Consider the following 17,066-nt stretch of genomic DNA (forward strand, 5'->3'; position numbering starts at 1 on the left):
CCTGCCTGCGCCACACCCTACGATGCGCTTGCTGATACTGTCCGACCTGCACCTGGAAGTCTGGCGCGACGCTGCGCCCGCCATCGACCTCGCCATCTGCCGTCCCGACGCCGTCATCCTGGCCGGCGACATCGACACCGGCAGCAACGCCATCGCCTGGGCCGCGCGCACCTTCGGCGCCCTGCCCGTGCTGTACGTGCATGGCAATCACGAAGGTTATGGTCATCAATTGGAACAGATGCACGCTGCCATCCATGAGGCCTGCGCCAGCGCCAATGCGCGTGGCGCGCATATTCGCCTGCTTGATGGCGACGCGGTGGTGCTCGACGGCGTGCGTTTTCTGGGCGCCACGCTGTGGACCGACTTTTTGCTGTTCGGCGCAGAGCGCCATGCGGAAGCGATGGCTGCGGCGCAGGCGTATATGCCCGACTACAAACAGATCAGCACGGGTGGTCCTGAACCTCGTTTGCTGTGCGCCAGCGACACGGCGCAGCTGCATGCGCAGCACAAGGCCTGGCTGGCGCAGCAGCTGGCGCAGCCCTTCGACGGCCAGACCGTGGTGATCACGCACATGGCGCCGTCGATGCTGTCGGTGGCCCCAGAATATGCGGACAACCTCGGTTCGCCCGCCTTTGCCTCCCAGCTCGACGCGCTGGTGGCGCAGGCGGACCTGTGGGTGCACGGCCATATGCACGCCTCGCTCGACTACCGCATCGGCGCTTGCCGGGTCGTCTGCAACCCCTGCGGCTACCAACGGCCCGACGGCACGCCGGAAAACGAGCAATTCAATCCCGGCCTGATCGTCGAACCCGGCGTGCCCGCATCAGGCCAGCAGCTGTAGCAGCGCCTTGGCGGCCGCTTCCGACGAGGCTGGATTCTGCCCCGTGACCAGCAAGCCATCGGTGATGGCGTATGGCTGCCAGTCGCCCAATTTGGAGTAGACGCCGCCGTTTGCCTTGAGCATGTCCTCGACCAGGAAAGGCACGATGGCCGTCAGGCCTACCGCCTCTTCCTCGGTATTGGTAAAACCCGTTACTTTTTTGCCGCGCACCAGCGGCGCGCCATCGGCCGCTTTCACGTGGCGCAGCACGCCCGGTGCATGGCAAACGGCGGCTACCGGCTTGCCGGCGGCGATCAGGGCTTCGATCAGGGCGATCGAGTGGCGGTCTTCCGCCAGGTCCCACAAGGGACCGTGGCCACCCGGATAAAACACGGCGTCGTAGTCTTGCGCCTTGACTTCGGACAGCTTGCCCGTATTGGCCAGCACGGCTTGCGCCGCAGGATCGGCCTTGAAGCGGCGGGTGGCCTCGGTCTGCGAATCGGCTTCATCGCTTTTCGGGTCCAGCGGCGGCTGGCCGCCCAGCGGCGAGACCACCGTCAGCCTGGCGCCCGCTTCCTTGAGCACATAGTAGGGGGCGGCAAATTCTTCCAGCCAGAAGCCGGTCTTGCGGCCGGTGTCACCGAGTTGATCATGCGAGGTCAATACCATCAGGATGTTCATTGTGTGTCCTTTGCGGTGAGGTTCAGAGTGCTGCTTCGAGGATGCGGCGGCTACGCGCGAGATTGATATCGCGGTGTTCGCCCAGGGCGGTCATGCCATGTGCTTCCAGTTGCTTCAATACGGCTTCTACCGCTTCCTGGCCCAACTGGTACGCCGACAGGCGGGTCGGGATGCCCAGGCCTTCAAAAAAGGCGCGGGTATGGGCGATGGCGGCGTCGATGCGTTCTTCGTCGCTACCGCTGCGGATATTCCAGACGCGCTCTCCATACTGTAGCAACTTGCCGCGTTTCTGCTCGCGCTGTACGTCCAGCAGTGCCGGCAGCACCAGCGCCAGGGTACGCGCATGGTCGATGTCGTACAGGGCCGTCAATTCATGGCCGATCATGTGGGTGGCCCAGTCCTGCGGCACGCCGGCGCCGATCAAGCCATTCAAGGCCAGGGTGGCGGTCCACATCAGGTTGGCGCGGGTTTCATAATCGTCAGGCGAGGCGACCGCCTGCGGCGCGATTTCGACCAGGGTTTGCAGCAGGCCTTCGGCAAAGCGGTCCTGCACCCGTGCCTGCACCGGATAGGTCAGATATTGTTCGGTGGTGTGAACGAAGGCATCTACCAGGCCATTGGCGATCTGCCTGGCCGGCAGGGTAAAGGTTTTGCCCGGGTCGAGGATGGAGAATTGCGGATAAACCAGCGGGCTGCGGAAGCTCAATTTGGCTTGCGTGGCTTTTTTGGTGACCACGCCGCCGCTATTCATTTCCGAACCGGTGGCGGGCAGGGTCAGCACCGAGCCAAACGGCAGCGCCTGGGCGATATTGGCGCCGCCGCGTTCCGCGATCTCCCACGCCACGCCATCGTACAGCGCGGCGGCCGCGACGAATTTGGTGCCGTCGATCACCGAACCACCGCCGACGGCCAGCAGGAAGTCCAGCTTTTCACGGCGGACCTGCTCCACGGCGCGCATCAGCGTTTCATAGCTGGGATTAGGCTCGATGCCGCCAAATTCCTGCACGCTGCGCTGGCCCAGGGCAGCCCGCACTTCCGCCAGGGTGCCCGTCTTTTCCGCGCTGGCGCCACCGTACAGTATCAGCACGCGTGCGCTTTCCGGCACCAGGGCAGACAGTTTGGCGATGGTGTCGCTGCCGAAAACGATTTTGGTCGGATTATGAAATTCGAAATTCTTCATGGTCTTGCTCCATATTATTAGACTGGTCGTCTAGTAAATCAGTCAAAAAAAGCGGATGTTGATCATCCGCATGTGTCTGCGTGCCGGCTCAGCGTGCCGCCACGCTATCTGCCGGCAATTGCAGCATGCCCAGGGTCGCCTGCCAGGCCGCCTGCAAGGCGCTGGTGTCGCGCCGCAGCTTGGTCAGCATGGCCGCCCCCAGCCACAGCTGGTACAAGGTCAGCGCCATGTGGGCCGGGTCGGCAACCGCCGGCAAGGAACCGTCTGCCTGCGCCCGCTCGATGCACACGGCCAGCCTGGCGACGATACGGTTGGTGCCGTCCAATAAAGTGACGCGCATGGCTTCCGACATGTCCGCCACTTCACTGCTCAGTTTCACGACCAGGCAGCGGCAGTCACACGCGCTGCCATCCGGCTCGTACGTAGTCCAGCTGGCCCAGTAATCCATCAGCGACTGGGCCGCGCTCTGGCCTGGCTGGCCGAGCACGCTATCCATCTCGGCCAGATAACGGATCACGTAATCGGCCAGCATCGCTTCGCCAAACAATTCCTTGGACTTGAAGTAATGATAAAACGAACCCTTGGGCACATCGGCCGCCGTCAATATCTCGCTCAGGCCCACGCCGGCAAAACCCTTGCGCGTGATGATGGCCTTCCCCGTATCGAGGATATGCTGGCGGATATCGGTGTATTGAGCTTTCATGGAGTGCATTTTAGCACAATTAGACCAGTCGTCTACAATTGAATATCCGGCCTGCGGTAGCGCAGCTGCACCACCCCGCTGGGCAGGCTGCGCGTTTCGGCCAGCTGCCAGCCGCTGCGCGGCAACTCGCCGTCGAACAGGCGCACGCCCTTCCCTAGCACCACGGGCAGCATCGACAGGGTCAGGCTATCGACCACGCCCTCACGCAGCCCCGCACGGATCACGGCGCCGCCATCGAGATACACATGGCGGCAGCCTTCTTCGGCCAGTTGCGCCAGTACCGCCTTCACACTGCCCTCGCGCCGCTGTTCGCCATGGCGCGGTACAAAATCGCGATGGCTGAGCACCACCACCCGCTTGCCCGCATACGGCCACGGTTCAAAACCCAGCACCGCGTCATACGTGGTGCGTCCGATCAGCAAGGTATCGACCTGCTCCATCAGCGCCGTATAGCCGGTCGCTTCCGGCGAGTCGGGCGCCAGTTCGGCCAGCCAGGACAGATCGCCCTCCTCGCCGGCGATGCAGCCATCGATACTGATACCCAGGAAAACGCTGACATATGTTTGCTGCATGTGGCTCCTCACAATTAATTCTACGGTGTAGAATTATGCCCATGAAAATGCATAAATTTCAAGCCGAAGAAAAGCCCGTGCGCCGCGCCGGACGTCCGCGCCGCATCACTCCCGCGCTGGACAGCGACGCCATCCTGCAAACCGCCCTGCAACTGCTGGAAGAGAAAGGCGAAGCCTTTTCCATGCGCGCACTGGCGCACAGCCTGGGCGTCGACGCCATGGCCCTGTATCACTACTACGCAGGAAAAGAGGAATTGCTGCAAGCCCTGATGGTCCGGCACTTCGCCGCACTCGACCCGCAGCTGCCGCCATTTACGGCGCGCCAGAAGCCGCCACGGCGCTTGCTGGCTTTGTGCGCGCTATACCTGGAACTGATCAGCCCCACGCCGTATTTCGTGCGCCTGATGGCGCGTGGACTGGTCAGCCAGTCCGATATCGCCGAACGTTTTACAACCCTGTTCGAGATGGCGCTGGCAGGACTAGCTCTGTCGAACAAAACCCGGCTGCGCGGCCGCGATGCCATCGTCGATTTTTTACACGGTTATGCGCTGGCGGGACGGCCCGCCAGCGCAACGGCATGGCATGCATCGGTGCAGTTGATACTGGCGGGGATGCACATCACACGCTGAACTTCATTGCGCCTGCAATACCTGCAGACGTTCGCTGGCGTGGGCATTGCTACGACTGAGCGCCAGCGAACGGCGGTAGTTGGCGATGGCGCCCGGCTTGTCGCCGGCCTGCTCGAGGATTTCCGCCAGGCTGTCGTAGGCATTCCAGCTGCCAGGATGCAGGCTGGCGTTCAGGCGCAGGATGGCCAGGGCCTGCGGCAACTGCTGCTGGCTGCTCAATTTATAGCCCCAGCTATTGAGCGCCTCTTCACCAGGCAAGGCTGCCGCATCTCGCGCCTTCAATTCTTCCCAAGCCTGCGGTGCCTGCCCGAAGCCGCGCTGCAATAGCATCTGGCGCAAGGGCAGCACTTCCGGCGGCAAGCCAAAACCTGTCGACGGGTGCATCGCAGGCACATAGAAACCGGCGATGTCATCGATGAACAGCTCGGGATTGACGCCCTGCAGGTTGGTCAGCACCACCACCGACAGATCGTCATCGGGATACACGAAAAAGGCCGAACGCATGCCGCCGATGGGGCCGGCCGCGCGGTGCCCGTCGCGCACCGTCACGGGCCAGCCCAGCGCCGAACCATTGAGCAAGTCATTCGGCCCCTGCGTCTTGCCGTCATTGAGCACGTAGGGACTCCACATCGCCTGCAGGCTGGCCTTGTCCTTCAACAGCGTGCCGTTTTGCAGGGCGATCAGCCATTGCGCGATATCGCCGGCATTCGAGACAATCCCGGCGGCAGTCCGAAAGTAATCAGGAAAAGTGACGTAGGCGGTCTGCAGGCGCGTGCCAGTGAGCCACTTGCCGCCCTCGTTGTGCAGATACGTGTACGCGCCCGCCGAGTGGGGAATCACGTCGGCGGAATCGCCGAAACGCGTATGCGTCAGACCGGCAGGCTTGAACTGGTGCTTTTCCACGAAGTGCACGAAACTCTCGCCGCTGAGTTTTTCGATGATCTTGCCGATGAGCACATAACCGGTCTGGTTGTAGCGGTAGCGTTCACCCGGCGCAAATTCGAACGGCAGCGCCTTGACCCGGCGCCAGGACAGTGCTTCATCAGCGCCACCCAGCAGGTTTTCCTGCTCGTCGATGATATTGGGCAAGCCCGACGTATGCGTCATCAACTGGCGTATGGTCAGCGCGCGCCAGGATGGCGGCAAATCGTCCAGGTACAGCGCAATGGGATCGCTCAGTTTGAGCTTGCCCGCTTCCACCAGCTGCATCACGGCCACGCCCGTAAACGCCTTGGTGCAGGAATTGATCGAGAACATGCTCTCGCTGGTGGCCGGCACGCCATTTTCCACGTTGGCGATGCCGGCGGCGGCCAGCTCGACCACCTTGCCATGCTGGATGACGGCCACTTGCAGTGCAGGAATCTGCTGCTGCACCATCTTTTGCCTGAGGAAGGCCATTACGTTCTCGGACTGAGCCTGCACGCCCTGCGCCCACACGGGAAAAGCCAGGCACAGGCCGCTGATCAGCGCTAGTACTTTCATTGTGCATCCATTCCGCTTGACGGGCGCCAGGCACGCGAAAGCGCACCTGAAGCACCTGGTCAATCAGGGTACTGGATTGTGGCAATTAATGAAATGAAATAAGGAAACAAAAAAGCTCTGCCGTACTGCACGCAGCCGGTCAGAGATCGCGTACCAGGATCGATGCATCGATCTGCTCGATCGATGTCACGCCGGTCAAGGTCATGGCCACCTGCATTTCGCGGGCAAAGATGTCGAGCATGTTTTCCACGCCATGCCTGCCTTCGGCCGCCAGCGCATACACGGTCGAGCGCCCCAGCAGCACGGCGCGGGCGCCCAGCGCCAGCATGCGCACCACGTCCAGGCCCGAGCGGATGCCCGAATCGGCCAGCACCGTCAAATCGCTGCCGACCGCCTGGGCGATCGCCGGCAGTGCGCGGGCGGTGGAGGGCACGCCATCGAGCTGGCGTCCGCCATGGTTCGACACCACGATACCGTCGGCGCCGAAACTGACGGCATCCCTGGCGTCCTCCACATCGAGGATGCCCTTGATGATCATCGGCCCTTTCCAGAAGTCGCGTATCCATTCCAGGTCTTTCCAGCTGATCGATGGATCGAAATTATTCGCCAGCCAGCCCACGTAATCTTCCAGGGTGGTGGCCTTGCCCAGGTACTTCGAGATATTGCCCAGGTCGTGAGGACGCCCCAGCAAGCCGACATTGAGCGCCCAATCGGGTTTCGTCATCGCCTGCAGGATGCGGCGCGGCGCCGCGTACGGGCCGGACATGCCGGAATGCGCATCGCGGTAGCGCGACCCCGGCGTCGGCATATCGACCGTGAACACCAGCGTCTTGACGCCCGCCGCCTGCGCCCGCTCCAGCGCATTGCGCATGAAGCCGCGATCCTTCAGCACATACAATTGGAACCAGATGGCCTCGCTGCTGTGCGACGCGACTTCCTCGATCGAACACACCGACACGGTGGACAAACAATACGGCACACCCTTGCCGGCAGCCGCCTGCGCCGCCTGGACTTCGCCGCGGCGCGCATACATGCCCGTCAAGCCGACCGGGCTCAAAATCACCGGCATGGCCAGCTGCTGGCCAAACAGTTCCGTCTTCAGGCTCAGCTTGCCGACGTTTTTCAAGATCCGCTGGCGCAGGCTGACCGTGGCCAGGTCGGCGCTATTGGCGGCCAGGGTATGTTCGGCGTTGGCGCCGCCGTCGATGTAATCGAACAAGAAGCGTGGCAGCTTGCGGCGGGCAGCTTCGCGGTAATCGGAGGCGGAAGAGATGATCATGGCATTTCCCGGAGACTGAGTTTGGATATGCACAGCATAGGGTTGCCTTTGCTATGATGCAAACAACTTATTTTTCTTCACTTCAGTCGAAAATGGAATAGTCATGAATCTACGCACACTGCGGGCCTTTGTCGAAGTGGTGCGCCAGGGCGGCTTTTCGCAAGCGGCCGAGACGGTGTCGCTGACCCAGTCCGCCATCAGCAAGGCCGTCAGGACGCTGGAAGACGAGCTGGGCCTGCCCTTGATCAACCGCCTGGGCCACCGCATCGAATTGACACCCGCCGGTGAAATAGCCTACCGCCGCGCGCAAGCCATGCTGGCCGAGCGCCAGGATTTATTGGCCGAACTCGACGAACTGAAGGGATTGCAAAAAGGCGTGCTCAGGATCGGCATTCCGCCGGTCGGCAGCGGCGTGGTGTTCGCCGCCATGTTCGCCACTTACCGCAGCCGTTATCCTGGGATCGAAATCGCGTTGCTGGAACACGGCGGCCAAAAGCTTAACGAATGCCTGCACAACGGCGAGATCGACGTGGCGGCCATCCTGGCGCCCGTGCATGCCGACTTTGATTTCCAGGAAGTGCGGGTGGAACCGCTGGTGGCCCTGATGTCGGCCAGCCATCCGCTGGCCGGCAGCGACCGCGTGGATTTTACCCAGCTGGCCAGCACGCCCTTCATCCTGTTCGAAGGCGGCTTTGCGCTGAACCGCATCATCCTCGACGCCTGCGAGCGCAAGGGCGTACAACCGAAGATCACCGCCCGCAGCGCGCAGATCGACTTCATCGTCGACCTGGTGGCGGCAGGCCTGGGCGTGGCCTTCTTCCCCCGCATGCTGGCCGAAAAACACCGCCACGCGGGCATCTGGCAAGCAGCGCTAGCTGAGCCAGGCACCGACTGGCACATGACGCTGGCCTGGCGCCGGCAAGCGTATCTGCCGCCGGCGGCGCGGGCCTGGCTGGAGTTGGCGAAAGGAATGCAGCTTTAAAACTCTGTCGTAACTACTCAGGCAAACTTCGAAAAGTCCGGCTTGCGCTTTTCAAAGAAGGCCGTAAACGCTTCCTTCGCTTCCGGTGCGCCCAGCATGGCACTGAATTGCTGGTTTTCTTCGGCGATGGCGGCCTTCATCGGCTCCAGGCGGTTTTGCTTCATCAGGCGCTTGGTGGCGCGGATCGAGGCGGCGGGCAGCGCCACCAGCTTGGCGGCCTGGCCGCGGGCGAACGGAATCAACTCTTCCGGTGGCAAGACCCTCGAGATCAAGCCCATTTGCAGCGCTTCCTGGGCCGGGAACGCTTCGCCCAGCATCAGTTTTTCAGCGGCGCGCGGGTAGCCGGCGATTTGCGCCAGCAGCAGGCTCGAGGCGAATTCCGGGCACAGGCCCAGTTGCGCGAACGGCATCGAGAATTTGGCGTTGTCGGCCGCGTAGATCAGGTCGCAGTGCATCAGCAAGGTGGTGCCGATACCGATCGCCGGACCGGCCACGGCGGCCACCACCGGCTTGCTGCTGCCGTACAGGGCGCGCATGAACTGGAATACGGGGCGCTGTTCGTCGAGCGCGCCATCTGCCGGGCGCGCCGTTTTCATGAAGTCGTCGAGGTCATTGCCAGCCGTGAAAATCTCGGGTTTCCCCGTGATCAAAATAGCGCGTACGGCGTCGTCCGTTTCAGCGGCCACCAGCGCATCGGCCAGGGTCTGGTACATCGCGCCCGTGATGGCGTTCTTGCGTTCCAGGCGGTTAAATTCCAGCGTGAGGATGCCCTCGCTCTTGCTGCACAAAATATCCATATCGTCTCCAAAAATAAAGGGCGCCGAGGAAGATCCTGAAGCGCCCTTGGCTTTCATTTTTATCGCTGAACGTTATACGCGTTCAAAAATCCCGGCCGCGCCCATGCCGGCACCCACGCACATCGTGACCATGCCGTACTTCTGCTTGGTGCGTTGCAGGGCGTGGATCACGGTGGCGGCGCGGATCGCACCGGTCGCGCCCAGCGGATGGCCCAGCGCAATCGCACCGCCCATCGGGTTCACTTTCGCAGGGTCCAGGCCCAGGTCGCCGATCACGGCCAGCGCTTGTGCGGCGAACGCTTCGTTCAGCTCGATCCAGTCCAGCTGGTCTTGCGTGATGCCGGCGGCGGCGCAAGCGGCAGGAATGGCGAACTTCGGACCGATGCCCATGATTTCTGGCGGCACGCCGCGCACGGCGAACGACGAGAATTTCGCCAGAGGGGTCAGGTTGTGTTCGCGCAGGATTTTTTCGCTGACGATCAGCAGTGCACCAGCGCCATCCGACATCTGCGAGCTGTTCGCAGCCGTCACCGTACCCTTGGCGGCAAATACCGGTTTCAGTTTGGACAGCGACTCCAGGGTCGAATCGGCGCGCGCGCCTTCGTCGGTATCGACCGTGCGGCGTTTAACGTCGACCTGGCCGGTGGCCAGGTTAGGCGTGCGGGTGATGATTTCGACGGGCGTGGTTTCCGCCTTGAAGAAACCGGCTTGCTGCGCGGCGATGGCGCGGCGGTGCGATTCGACCGAGAACGCGTCCTGCTGTTCGCGCGACACTTTCCATTGCTGCGCCACTTTTTCAGCCGTCAGGCCCATGCCGTAAGCCATGCCGATGTTTTCATCGCTGAACATGTCCAGGTTCATCGATGGATGGTGGCCCATCATCGGCACCATGGACATCGATTCGATACCGCCGGCGATCATCACGTCGGCTTCGCCCACGCGGATGCGGTCGGCCGCCATGGCAATCGCCGTGATGCCCGATGCGCAGTAGCGGTTGACGGTCACGCCGCCCACGGTTTTCGGCAAGCCGGCCAGCAGCACCGAGTTGCGGGCGATATTAAAACCTTGTTCCGCTTCCGGGAAAGAGCAGCCGATGATGGCGTCGGTGATCAGCGCAGGGTCCAGGCCTGGCGCTTGCGCCAATGCCGATTGCAGCACCTTGACCAGCAGATCGTCCGGGCGGGTGTTCTTGAACATGCCGCGCGGCGCCTTGCCGATTGGCGTGCGGGTTGCGGAGACGATGTATGCGTCTTGAAGTTGTTTGCTCATTATGTTCTTTCGATTAGTTGCGCACTGGCTTGCCGGTCTGCATCATGCCCATGATGCGTTCCTGGGTTTTTGGATGGTTCAGCAATTCGAGGAATGCCTTGCGTTCCATATCCAGCAACCACTGCTCGCTGACAAAACTGCCCTGGTCCACGTCGCCGCCCGAAACGATTTCAGCGATCATTTCGCCCAGTTTGAAATCGTGCGCCGAGATGAAACCGCCGTCGCGCATATTGACCAGTTGCGCCTTGATGGTGCCCCAGCCATAACGCCCCGTGACCTGGATCAGCGATGGCAGTTGCGGACGGAAGCCGGCGTCGAACAGTGCGCGCGCTTCCACCTTGGCCACGTGCAGCAGCTCGTAGGCGTTGAACACGATCACGTCGTCTTCCTTCAGGTAGCCCATCTTCTTCGCTTCCAGCGCCGATTTCGACACATTGGCGGTGGCTGCGTTGGTGAAGCCGACTTTCAGGAATTGCAGAATGTCGTTGCCCTTGGCTTCCTTGTAGGCGCGCTGCGCTGCTTCTTTCAAGCCGCCACCCGCAGGAATCAGGCCCACGCCCACTTCCACCAGGCCGATATAGGACTCGATCGAGGCCACGCGTTTCGACGCGTGCAGCGCCAGCTCGCAGCCGCCGCCCAGCGCCAGGCCCGCTACTGCGGCAACCACTGGCACGTTCGCGTATTTCAGCGACATAAAGGTTTTTTGCAGTTCGGCGATGATAGGGTCGACTGCTTTCACGCCGCCTTGCATGAACGCTGGCAGTGCCGATTGCAAGTCTGCGCCGGCCGAGAAGGCGCCGCCTTCGGCTGCATCAGCGTGCCAGATCACCAGGCCCTTGAAGTTTTTCTCGGCTTCCGCCAGCGCCAGCTTCAGGCCATTGATGACGCCTTCACCGATCACATGCATCTTGGTCTTGAACGAGATGATCAACACATCGTCGCCCGTATGCCAGACGCGCACGGAGTCATCTTCAAACACGGTGGTGCCAGCGGTCTTGCCATCGATGGCGCCGCTACCCAGTACCGGGGCGCGGAATGGCTGGCGGTCATACACGGACAGGGTCGAACGTGGCACGAAGCTGTTCGAAATCGCCGAGTACGAACCTTCCGGCGTATGCACGCCGCCTTTTTCAGCCACGGCGCCTTCGAAGACCCAGGCTGGCAGCGGTGCATTGCACAGCGCCTGGCCGGCGTCGATATCTTCCTTGACCCAGTTGGCCACTTGCAGCCAGTTCGATGCCTGCCACGTTTCAAACGGGCCCACGTTCCAGCCGAAGCCCCAGCGCATGGCGAAGTCGATATCGCGCGCATTGTCGGCCACGGTGTCCAGATGGATGGCGATGTAATGGAAAGCGTCGCGGAAGATCGCCCACAGGAACTGGCCTTGTGGATTGGTCGATTCGCGCAGCGCCTTCATCTTCTTGACCGGGTCCTTTTCTTTCAGGATGCGGGCGATGATGTCGGCAGCCTTGCCGCCGCCGGTCACATATTCACCGGTGGCGAAGTCCAGGCGTTGAATCTCTTTACCGACTTTTTTGTAGAAACCGGCGCCGCTCTTCTGGCCCAGCGTACCTTTTTCTACCAAGGACGCCAGTACGGCCGGGGTCTTGTAGACGCCGAAGAATGGATCATCCGCCAGGTTGTCCTGCATGGTCTTGATCACATGGCCCATGGTGTCCAGGCCAACCACGTCTGCGGTGCGGAAGGTGCCGGACTTGGCGCGGCCCAGCTTGACGCCGGTCAGGTCATCGACCACGTCTACCGACAGGCCGAACTTTTCTGCTTCATGCATGGTTGCCAGCATGCCGAAGATACCGACGCGGTTGGCGATGAAGTTAGGCGTATCCTTGGCGCGCACGACGCCCTTGCCCAGGGTGGTGGTCAAAAAGGCTTCGAGCTGGTCGAGGATTTCCGGCTTGGTCGAGGTGGTCGGAATCAGTTCCACCAGGTGCATATAGCGCGGCGGATTGAAGAAGTGCACGCCGCAGAAATGCGCTTTCAGGGTGGCGTCGAAGCCGTCAGCCAGCTTGTTGATCGACAGGCCAGACGTGTTCGAGGCGAAGATCGCGTTCGGTGCGATATGCGGTGCGACCTTTTGATACAGGTCGTGTTTCCAGTCCATGCGCTCGGCGATGGCTTCGATGATCAGGTCGCAACCTGCCAGCAGGTCCAGGTTGTCTTCGTAGTTGGCGACCTGGATCAGCGATGCATCATCCTTGTTGCCCAGTGGCGCAGGCGACAGCTTTTTCAGGTTCTCGATGGCGCGCAGCACGATGCCATTTTTTGGGCCTTCCTTGGCTGGCAGGTCGAACAGCACGACCGGCACTTTCGCGTTGATGCAATGGGCGGCGATCTGCGCGCCCATCACGCCGGCGCCGAGGACGGCTACTTTTTTAACGATGAAATTGGTCATATTTTCCTCAAGTCTTAGAACAGGTCTGCGTCGAGTGCCATCAGGTTGGCCGAACCGGAACGCGCCTGACGGATCAGGGTTGCCGTCTCAGGCTGCAGGCGGGCGAAATAGAAACGTGCGGTCGCCAGTTTGGCGGTGTAGAACTTGTCGCCGCTGGCTTCTTTTTCGAGAGCGATCTTGGCCATCTGCGCGAACAGGTAGCTGTAGATCATGTGACCGACGACGCGCAGGTAAGGCACGCAGGCCGCGCCCACTTCGTCCGGATTCTGGAAGGCTTTCATGCCGATTTCCATGGTCAGCTTGGTGACTTTGTCGCCCAGGTCGCCCAGTGGCGTGACGAATTCGCTCATCGCTTCATCGGTGCCGTTGTCTTCGACGAAGGCCTTGATCTTTTCGCCGAACTTGCGCAGCTTGGCGCCGTTGTCGCCGAGGATCTTGCGGCCCAGCAGGTCCAGCGACTGGATGGTGTTGGTGCCTTCGTAGATCATGTTGATGCGCGCGTCGCGCACATACTGTTCCATGCCCCACTCGGCGATGTAGCCGTGGCCGCCGAACACTTGCATCGCATCCGAGGTGGCGATCCAGGCGTTGTCGGTAATGAAGGCCTTGATGACTGGGGTCAGCAGCGCTACTTCATCGGCCGCTTCCTTGCGCACGTCGGCGTCAGGGTGGTGCAGCTCGCGGTCGATCTGCAGCGCCACGTAAGAAGTGAAAGCGCGCGCGCCTTCGGCATAGGCTTTACCGGTCAACAGCATGCGGCGCACGTCCGGGTGCACGATGATGCGGTCGGCTGGCAGTTCAGGATTCTTGACGCCGGACAGCGAACGCATTTGCGTGCGGTCCTTGGCGTAGATCAGCGCGTTCTGATAAGCGATTTCCGTCAGGCCCAGCGACTGCATGCCCACGCCCAGGCGGGCCGCGTTCATGAACACGAACATGGCGTTGAGACCCTTGTTCGGCTGGCCGATGATCCAGCCTTTCGCGCCGTCCAGGTTCATCTGGCAAGTCGAGTTACCGTGGATGCCCATTTTTTCTTCGATCGCGCCGCAAGTGATCGGGTTGCGTGCACCGACGCTGCCGTCTGCGTTCGGCAGGAATTTCGGCACTAGGAACAGGGAGATGCCTTTCGAGCCTTCCGGTGCATCCGGCACGCGGGCCAGCACCAGGTGCAAGATGTTTTCCGACATATCGTGTTCGCCGGCCGAGATGAAGATCTTGTTGCCGGTGATGGTCCAGGAACCGTCTGCTTCAGGCAGCGCTTTCGAGCGCAGCAGGCCCAGGTCGGTGCCGCAGTGCGGTTCGGTCAGGCACATGGTGCCGGTCCATTCGCCCGATACCAGTTTCGGCAGATAGGTCGATTTCTGTTCCGGCGTGCCGTGCTCTTTCAGGCACTCGTAAGCGCCGTGCGACAGGCCAGGGTACATGGACCAGGCCTGGTTCGACGAATTCAGCATTTCATAAAACGAGTTGTTCAACACCACTGGCAAGCCCTGGCCGCCATATTCCGGATCGCAAGCCAGCGCCGCCCAGCCGCCTTCGACGTACTGTTTGTAGGCTTCTTTAAAGCCTTTAGGCGTGGTCACGGTTTTCGTGACAGGATCATGGTGGCAGCCTTCGCGGTCGCCGGAGTGGTTCAGCGGGAACAATACTTCAGAAGTAAATTTACCGCCCTCTTCCAGAACCTGGTTGATGATGTCGGCGTCGACGTCACCGTAATGCGGCATTTGCTTCAATTCTTCTTCCACTTGCAGGAACTCGTGCAGGACGAATTGCATATCCCGGATTGGCGCGACGTATTGACCCATAATTTTCTCCTGAAGACGTTTAGCTAAAGTGTTGTACTTGTGAACTGCTTGTTCTGTTACGGCTATTCTTGATTGACGGCTGCCGGATTCTGGTAAGAATCGAGCAGGCGGACAAAGCCCGCTTGCGCCCGTTCTATGCTGCCTGGCACGCGCAGGAAACGCGCATCGTGGTGCAGCGCCAGGATCAGACCATACATTTCATAGACCAATTGCGGCGCATCGGTGCCAGGTTTCAAATCACCGGTGGTGATCGATTGCTGTACGCAGCGCAGCAAGGCGCCCTGCCAGGCTTGCACCATGGCCACCAGGGCTTCACGGATCGGACCCGGACGGTCGTCATACTCGACGGCGCCGCTGATATAGATGCAGCCGGAAGCGATTTCCACGCTGACCCGCTTGACCCAGCGCGCAAACATCGATTGCAGGCGCTGGATGCCGCGTGGTTCTTTCATGCTGGGGAAAAAGACTTCTTGCTCGAAACGGTGGTGGTAAAGCTTCAACACCTCCATCTGCAAGTCTTCGCGCGAGCCGAAGTGGGCAAATACGCCCGACTTGCTCATGTTCATTTTGTCTGCGAGCAGGCCGATGGTCAGGCCTTCCAGGCCGTCGCGGCTGGACAGGTCCAGCGCCACGTCCAGGATGGCTGCACGGGTCAGTTCGCCTTTGCGCATGAATTTGACTGAGGTATTCAAAAGTACCGTTCCATGTTGATGTTGCCGATCTGGCGGAACTTGCATGGAGAGCAAAAAAAAGCACGCCATGAAAAAATCCGAACGCTCGTACTATTATCCAGTACAACATAAAAGTCAAACGGGAACTTTAGAGTCGCTCTTCTATTGGTGCGGCGCAGCATTGCGGGCAGGTGTATTCCTGCCCCACAAGGCCTGGTCATGGCGATCTCAGGAGAGGTCGCCCGCCTTGCTCAGTTGACGACGGTCGCGCTTGGTCGGCCGCCCTTTGATGGTCTCGCCCGGTTCACGGAAGAGTTTTCTTTCTTCGGCAATATGCTCGCGGCGCGCGATGCTGGCCGGCGTTTCTGCATACAGCAAGCGCGCCACGGGGGCCGCGCCGCGCTTGTCGGACAAGCCCAGCACGACCACTTCCCAGATCTCCGCGCCATTGTCGATCGACAATTCATCACCCACCTTCAAACCGCGCGCCGGCTTGACCCGCTCGCCAGCCACTTTTACTTTACCGTTATCGACGGCGTCGCTGGCCAGGGTGCGCGTCTTGAAAAAGCGCGCCGCCCACAGCCATTTATCGATACGAAGACTAGTCAAATCGTTCATGCATACTTCCCTACTGAAAAAATGCGCATCACCAGCCGGTAGGCAAAAAAAGCCACTTCGTAACCAAGACGGCGAAAACGGCCGATGTGCTTGAAATCATCCTGGTGTATCACCGTACCGTCGGCGATCCCCTGTTCTATATGCTTGCGCAGGCTTTGCGCGAAGGCCACGTCCTTGATCACCACATTGGCTTCCTGGTTCAGAAACAGGCTGAGCGCATCGATATTGCTGGACCCCACTGTCGCCCAGTCATCATCGACTACCGCCACCTTGGCGTGCAACTGGGTCTTGCGGTATTCGACGATTTTCACGCCAGCGGCCAATAGTTTCGGATAAAACGAGTGCGCCACGGCATCTTGCATGCGGAACTCGCCCACGCCGATCAAGAGCACCACGTCCACGCCCCGATGGGCCGCCTGGGCCAGCGCCCGGCGTAATTTTTGTCCTGGTGCAAAATAAGGATTGGCCAGCAGCACGCTCTTGCGCGCCTGGCCCAGCGCCTGCAAATACGCACGCTGTATGGTGCGCCGGTTGCGCAAGTTGTCGCGCACCACGAAGCCCGCCACTACCGGATGCCTGGACAACTCCTTGCTGACCCGCCGCATCTTGCTGTACAGCTTGATACGGCGCACCAGGTTCATCTTGCCCAGCCGCGCCCACTGCGCATGCGCTTCTTCGTGAATGGCGGCCACCAGCGGGCCCTTGACCTGCACGGCGAAATCCCAACGGGGCGCCGCCAGGCTGATGCTGTGGTCGTAGTCGCAAAACATGTCGTCATTGATATTGATGCCGCCCACCAGCGCGATCTCGCCATCGGCCACGCAGATTTTGCGGTGCGTGCGCGTGATACCGCGCCGGAACCAGGCGTTGAAGATACGGTGGTGCACGCCCGCCGCTTCCAGCTCGGCATGCATGGCGTTGACCCGGCGATTGCCGGTACCGAACCAGTCGGTAATCATGCATACCAGCACGCCGCGCGCGGCCGCCCGCTTCAGGGCGTCCAGCACCAAAGCACCGGTTTCATCGTCGGCAAAGATATAGGTTTCGAAATAGACTTCGGCATGCGCGCCATCAATGGCGGCTATCAGCGCGGGAAAATAATCGGCGCCGCAATGCAGGAGGGTAATGTCGTTATGGGCAGTGAAATTGACTGATCGCATGCGGG

At 61.0% G+C, this 17,066-nt stretch carries 16 protein-coding genes; 3 read left to right on the plus strand and 13 right to left on the minus strand.

The genetic code is table 11. The annotated features are described in order from the left end of the window. Positions 1-22: 22 nt before the first annotated feature. A complete protein-coding gene (locus ACL9RI_RS13175; RefSeq protein ID WP_422727028.1) occupies positions 23-841 on the plus strand; it encodes a metallophosphoesterase family protein in 819 nt (272 codons plus the stop codon). Here the strand turns inward: ACL9RI_RS13175 and ACL9RI_RS13180 are convergent. From ACL9RI_RS13180 to ACL9RI_RS13195, 4 genes are all read right to left on the minus strand, one after another. Continuing rightward, a complete protein-coding gene (locus ACL9RI_RS13180; protein WP_422727029.1) occupies positions 824-1,501 on the minus strand; it encodes a type 1 glutamine amidotransferase domain-containing protein in 678 nt (225 codons plus the stop codon). The two genes, ACL9RI_RS13175 and ACL9RI_RS13180, sit on opposite strands and share 18 nt — an antisense overlap. A 22-nt stretch (positions 1,502-1,523) precedes the next feature. Further along, entirely contained in the window at positions 1,524-2,681 is a 1,158-nt protein-coding gene (locus ACL9RI_RS13185; RefSeq protein WP_422727030.1) for an iron-containing alcohol dehydrogenase, read from the minus strand. Positions 2,682-2,769: 88 nt separating this feature from the next. Next, positions 2,770-3,384 carry a TetR/AcrR family transcriptional regulator gene (locus ACL9RI_RS13190; protein WP_422727031.1) on the minus strand — a complete coding sequence of 205 codons (615 nt, stop codon included), beginning with the start codon at positions 3,382-3,384 and terminating at the stop codon, positions 2,770-2,772. A 32-nt stretch (positions 3,385-3,416) separates the two neighbouring features. Then, on the minus strand, positions 3,417-3,956 hold the full coding sequence (locus tag ACL9RI_RS13195; RefSeq protein WP_422727032.1) for a dihydrofolate reductase family protein: 540 nt from the start codon (positions 3,954-3,956) through the stop codon (positions 3,417-3,419). Positions 3,957-3,997: 41 nt separating this feature from the next. Between ACL9RI_RS13195 and ACL9RI_RS13200 the strand changes: the two genes are divergently transcribed. Beyond that, entirely contained in the window at positions 3,998-4,585 is a 588-nt protein-coding gene (locus tag ACL9RI_RS13200; RefSeq protein WP_422727033.1) for a TetR/AcrR family transcriptional regulator, read from the plus strand. A gap of 3 nt (positions 4,586-4,588) precedes the next feature. Here the strand turns inward: ACL9RI_RS13200 and ACL9RI_RS13205 are convergent, their stop codons facing one another. Then, the gene (locus ACL9RI_RS13205) at positions 4,589-6,067 is read right to left on the minus strand and encodes a serine hydrolase (protein ID WP_422727034.1); all 1,479 of its coding nucleotides are present in this window, start codon (positions 6,065-6,067) and stop codon (positions 4,589-4,591) included. A gap of 139 nt (positions 6,068-6,206) precedes the next feature. After that, entirely contained in the window at positions 6,207-7,346 is a 1,140-nt protein-coding gene (gene lldD, locus ACL9RI_RS13210; protein WP_422727035.1) for an FMN-dependent L-lactate dehydrogenase LldD, read from the minus strand. A gap of 103 nt (positions 7,347-7,449) precedes the next feature. Here lldD and ACL9RI_RS13215 point away from each other — a divergent pair, with 103 nt between their 5' ends. Then, positions 7,450-8,328 carry a LysR family transcriptional regulator gene (locus ACL9RI_RS13215; RefSeq protein ID WP_422727036.1) on the plus strand — a complete coding sequence of 293 codons (879 nt, stop codon included), beginning with the start codon at positions 7,450-7,452 and terminating at the stop codon, positions 8,326-8,328. Positions 8,329-8,345: 17 nt separating this feature from the next. Here the strand turns inward: ACL9RI_RS13215 and ACL9RI_RS13220 are convergent, their stop codons facing one another. From ACL9RI_RS13220 to clsB, 7 genes are all read right to left on the minus strand, one after another. Next, entirely contained in the window at positions 8,346-9,125 is a 780-nt protein-coding gene (locus ACL9RI_RS13220) for an enoyl-CoA hydratase (protein ID WP_422727037.1), read from the minus strand. 72 nt (positions 9,126-9,197) lie between these two features. Continuing rightward, a complete protein-coding gene (locus ACL9RI_RS13225; RefSeq protein WP_422727038.1) occupies positions 9,198-10,394 on the minus strand; it encodes an acetyl-CoA C-acyltransferase in 1,197 nt (398 codons plus the stop codon). Between the two features lie 13 nt (positions 10,395-10,407). Continuing rightward, positions 10,408-12,807, minus strand: a complete 2,400-nt coding sequence (locus ACL9RI_RS13230; protein WP_422727039.1) for a 3-hydroxyacyl-CoA dehydrogenase/enoyl-CoA hydratase family protein — start codon at positions 12,805-12,807, stop codon at positions 10,408-10,410. A gap of 14 nt (positions 12,808-12,821) precedes the next feature. Beyond that, positions 12,822-14,612, minus strand: coding sequence for an acyl-CoA dehydrogenase C-terminal domain-containing protein (locus ACL9RI_RS13235; protein WP_422727040.1), 1,791 nt, complete (start codon positions 14,610-14,612; stop codon positions 12,822-12,824). A 62-nt stretch (positions 14,613-14,674) separates the two neighbouring features. Next, on the minus strand, positions 14,675-15,283 hold the full coding sequence (locus ACL9RI_RS13240) for a TetR/AcrR family transcriptional regulator (RefSeq protein WP_422727238.1): 609 nt from the start codon (positions 15,281-15,283) through the stop codon (positions 14,675-14,677). A 228-nt stretch (positions 15,284-15,511) separates the two neighbouring features. Then, positions 15,512-15,901 carry an RNA-binding S4 domain-containing protein gene (locus ACL9RI_RS13245; protein ID WP_422727041.1) on the minus strand — a complete coding sequence of 130 codons (390 nt, stop codon included), beginning with the start codon at positions 15,899-15,901 and terminating at the stop codon, positions 15,512-15,514. Then, complete coding sequence (gene clsB / locus ACL9RI_RS13250) at positions 15,898-17,061, minus strand: cardiolipin synthase ClsB (RefSeq protein WP_422727042.1); 1,164 nt, start codon at positions 17,059-17,061, stop codon at positions 15,898-15,900. The genes ACL9RI_RS13245 and clsB overlap by 4 nt, the downstream gene beginning before the upstream one ends. Positions 17,062-17,066: the final 5 nt, after the last annotated feature.

It is taken from the genome of Janthinobacterium sp. Mn2066 (assembly GCF_049319705.1).
In the GTDB taxonomy this organism is placed as follows: Bacteria; Pseudomonadota; Gammaproteobacteria; order Burkholderiales; family Burkholderiaceae_D; genus Janthinobacterium.

What these genes read in the sequence shown, in the direction of transcription:
- ACL9RI_RS13175 (WP_422727028.1), top strand. Translation starts at nt 23, where the DNA reads ATGCGCTTGCTGATACTGTCCGACCTGCACCTGGAAGTCTGGCGCGAC.
- ACL9RI_RS13180 (WP_422727029.1), bottom strand. Translation starts at nt 1,501, where the DNA reads ATGAACATCCTGATGGTATTGACCTCGCATGATCAACTCGGTGACACC.
- ACL9RI_RS13185 (WP_422727030.1), bottom strand. Translation starts at nt 2,681, where the DNA reads ATGAAGAATTTCGAATTTCATAATCCGACCAAAATCGTTTTCGGCAGC.
- ACL9RI_RS13190 (WP_422727031.1), bottom strand. Translation starts at nt 3,384, where the DNA reads ATGAAAGCTCAATACACCGATATCCGCCAGCATATCCTCGATACGGGG.
- ACL9RI_RS13195 (WP_422727032.1), bottom strand. Translation starts at nt 3,956, where the DNA reads ATGCAGCAAACATATGTCAGCGTTTTCCTGGGTATCAGTATCGATGGC.
- ACL9RI_RS13200 (WP_422727033.1), top strand. Translation starts at nt 3,998, where the DNA reads ATGAAAATGCATAAATTTCAAGCCGAAGAAAAGCCCGTGCGCCGCGCC.
- ACL9RI_RS13205 (WP_422727034.1), bottom strand. Translation starts at nt 6,067, where the DNA reads ATGAAAGTACTAGCGCTGATCAGCGGCCTGTGCCTGGCTTTTCCCGTG.
- lldD (WP_422727035.1), bottom strand. Translation starts at nt 7,346, where the DNA reads ATGATCATCTCTTCCGCCTCCGATTACCGCGAAGCTGCCCGCCGCAAG.
- ACL9RI_RS13215 (WP_422727036.1), top strand. Translation starts at nt 7,450, where the DNA reads ATGAATCTACGCACACTGCGGGCCTTTGTCGAAGTGGTGCGCCAGGGC.
- ACL9RI_RS13220 (WP_422727037.1), bottom strand. Translation starts at nt 9,125, where the DNA reads ATGGATATTTTGTGCAGCAAGAGCGAGGGCATCCTCACGCTGGAATTT.
- ACL9RI_RS13225 (WP_422727038.1), bottom strand. Translation starts at nt 10,394, where the DNA reads ATGAGCAAACAACTTCAAGACGCATACATCGTCTCCGCAACCCGCACG.
- ACL9RI_RS13230 (WP_422727039.1), bottom strand. Translation starts at nt 12,807, where the DNA reads ATGACCAATTTCATCGTTAAAAAAGTAGCCGTCCTCGGCGCCGGCGTG.
- ACL9RI_RS13235 (WP_422727040.1), bottom strand. Translation starts at nt 14,612, where the DNA reads ATGGGTCAATACGTCGCGCCAATCCGGGATATGCAATTCGTCCTGCAC.
- ACL9RI_RS13240 (WP_422727238.1), bottom strand. Translation starts at nt 15,283, where the DNA reads ATGCGCAAAGGCGAACTGACCCGTGCAGCCATCCTGGACGTGGCGCTG.
- ACL9RI_RS13245 (WP_422727041.1), bottom strand. Translation starts at nt 15,901, where the DNA reads ATGAACGATTTGACTAGTCTTCGTATCGATAAATGGCTGTGGGCGGCG.
- clsB (WP_422727042.1), bottom strand. Translation starts at nt 17,061, where the DNA reads ATGCGATCAGTCAATTTCACTGCCCATAACGACATTACCCTCCTGCAT.